The 2357-nt window shown below is 65.5% G+C and carries 1 protein-coding gene; it reads left to right on the forward strand.

Annotation, left to right across the window (positions count from 1 at the left end):
* A partial coding sequence (locus ZRA01_RS20095; RefSeq protein ID WP_141355145.1) for a CHASE domain-containing hybrid sensor histidine kinase/response regulator family protein occupies positions 1-2013 on the forward strand: 2013 nt, incomplete at its 5' end.
* Between the last annotated feature and the right edge of the window lie 344 nt (positions 2014-2357).

The following is a 2357-nucleotide window of genomic DNA, read 5'->3' on the forward strand; positions in this document are numbered from 1 at the left end:
CGGGCTGGGCGGAGCCCGGCCCTGGGGGCGCTCAGGCTCGAGCAGACCCGGCCAGGCATCCTCAGGGTGGGTTTCACGCTGATGGTCGATCCGGCCGAGCGGGCGCGCCACGAGGCGCAGGTCCGGGCCGAGGGCTTTCCCGATTACTCGATTCATCCCCCCGGCAATCGCCCGGTTTTCAGCGCCATCATTTACCTCGAGCCCTTCTCGGCCGCCAACCGGCGCGCTTTTGGTTACGACATGTTCTCCGAGCCGGTCAGGCGGGCGGCGATGGAACGCGCCCGCGATACGGGCGAGCCGGCGATGTCCGGCAAGGTGATCCTCGTGCAGGAGGGCAAGGGCGCCGATCAGCCCGGCTTCCTCATCTATCAGCCGATCTACCGCAACGGTGCGCCGGTCGATTCCATCGAGGCACGGCGCGCGGCCTTGCTCGGTTTTGTTTATAGCCCCTTCCGGGCGCAGGATGTCATCGGGCATATCTTCAAATCCTCCGTTGCCGACCTGGAGCTGGAGGTCTTCGATGGCCCGGGCCGGCCGGAGAGTCTCCTCTACACATCGGAGCCCGCTCCGCGCGAGGCACGCCACGTGCAGGAGATGGGGACCGTCATCGCCGGCCATTCCTGGCTCCTGCGCATCCGCAGCAGCGCCGAATTCGAGGAGCTGTCCCACGATGCGCCGCCGCCGTTGATGCTGCTGGGCGGCATGACCTTCTCGCTGATGCTGTTCGCCCTCATCCACATGCAGGGGCTGCACGCTCGCCGGATGGAGGAAACCGCGCGCGCCCTGGAGCGCGGCCATGACGAGCTGCGTGCCGCATCGAAATACGCGCGCAGCCTCCTCGAGGCCAGCCTCGACCCGCTGGTGACGATAGACGCCGCCGGCAGGATCAGCGATGCGAACATCGCGGCCGAGGAGGTGACCGGCGTCCCCCGCCAGATGCTCGTCGGTACCGACTTCTCCCGCTACTTCACCGACCCGGCGCGCGCGGAGGCAGGCTACGCGCAGGTCTTCCAGGCCGGCACGGTGCGGGACTACCCGCTCACCATCCGCCACGTCTCCGGGCGGCTCACCGAGGTGCTCTACAACGCGGCGGTGTACCGCAACGAAAGCGGTGAAGTGGCCGGCGTGTTCGCGGCGGCCCGCGACGTCACCGAGGCCAATGCGGTGGCCGCCGAGCTCGAACGGCATCGTCACCACCTCGAACAGCTCGTCGCCGAGCGCACCTTCGCGCTGGCCCAGGCCAAGGAGGCCGCCGAAGCCGCTGCCGACGCCAAGAGCGCGTTTCTGGCCAAGATGAGCCATGAGCTGCGGACCCCGATGAACGGCGTCATCGGCATGGCCAACCTCCTCAAAAGAGGTGACCTCAGCCCGCGCCAGGCCGACCAGCTGCAGAAGCTCCTGGGGGCCAGCCATCAGCTCCTGGCGCTGATCAACGACATCCTCGACTACGCGCACCTCGACACGGCCCAGCTCAAGCTGCACGAGCAGGCCTTCCGGCCGGGCGAAATGGTGCATGAGGTCGTCGAAGTCCTGCGGCACGGCGCCGAGTCCAAGGGCCTGAAGCTGGATGCCCAGGTCGATGATGCGGTGCCGCTGGAACTCTTCGGCGACGCCCTGCGGATCCGCCAGGTGTTGTTGAAGCTCGCGGAGAACGCCGTCAAATTCACCGAACAGGGCAGCGTGGAGCTGAGCGTGCAGGTCTGCCAGGTGCAGGGCAGGAGCGTCGTGCAGTTCGAGGTGAGCGACACCGGCATCGGCATCAGCCGCGACGATCAGCAGCGGCTGTTCCAGTATTTCGAGCAGTCGGACAATGGGCTCGCGCGCCGCTATGGCGGCAGCGGCCTGGGGCTGGCGATCGCCCGGCGGCTGGTCGAGTTGATGGGGGGACGTATCTTTTACGAGAGCGAGGAGGGGAAGGGCAGCCGCTTCGGGTTCTACGTTCCGCTCCATCCCGGGCCCGACCTGCCGGCACTTCCCGGCGCAGCCCCACAAGACCCGCCCGCGATGGCCTGAAACCGGGCTGCTGCACCGTTTTACCCCGTTTTGAAGCCGCAAACGCCGATTTTGGCCCGGACAATTCGATTGTTCGGGCGTGCAACATCATCGACAGCCCAAACAATTGAATTGTTAGGGCGAGCAACGTCATCGACAGCCCAAACAATTGAATTGTTAGGGCGAGCAACGTCATCGTCGGCGCAAACAATTGAATTGTTCGAGCGAACAACGTCATCGTCGGCACAAACAATTTAATTGTTCGGGCGAACAACTTTATCGACAGCACAAACAATCGAGTTGTCGGGCCTTGCAACTCGATCTACAGGCCGGACAAGTCAGTTTCCCGGCGGCACAACCCGGTC

The sequence above is a fragment of the Zoogloea ramigera genome (genome assembly GCF_006539865.1).
GTDB lineage: Bacteria > Pseudomonadota > Gammaproteobacteria > Burkholderiales > Rhodocyclaceae > Zoogloea > Zoogloea ramigera.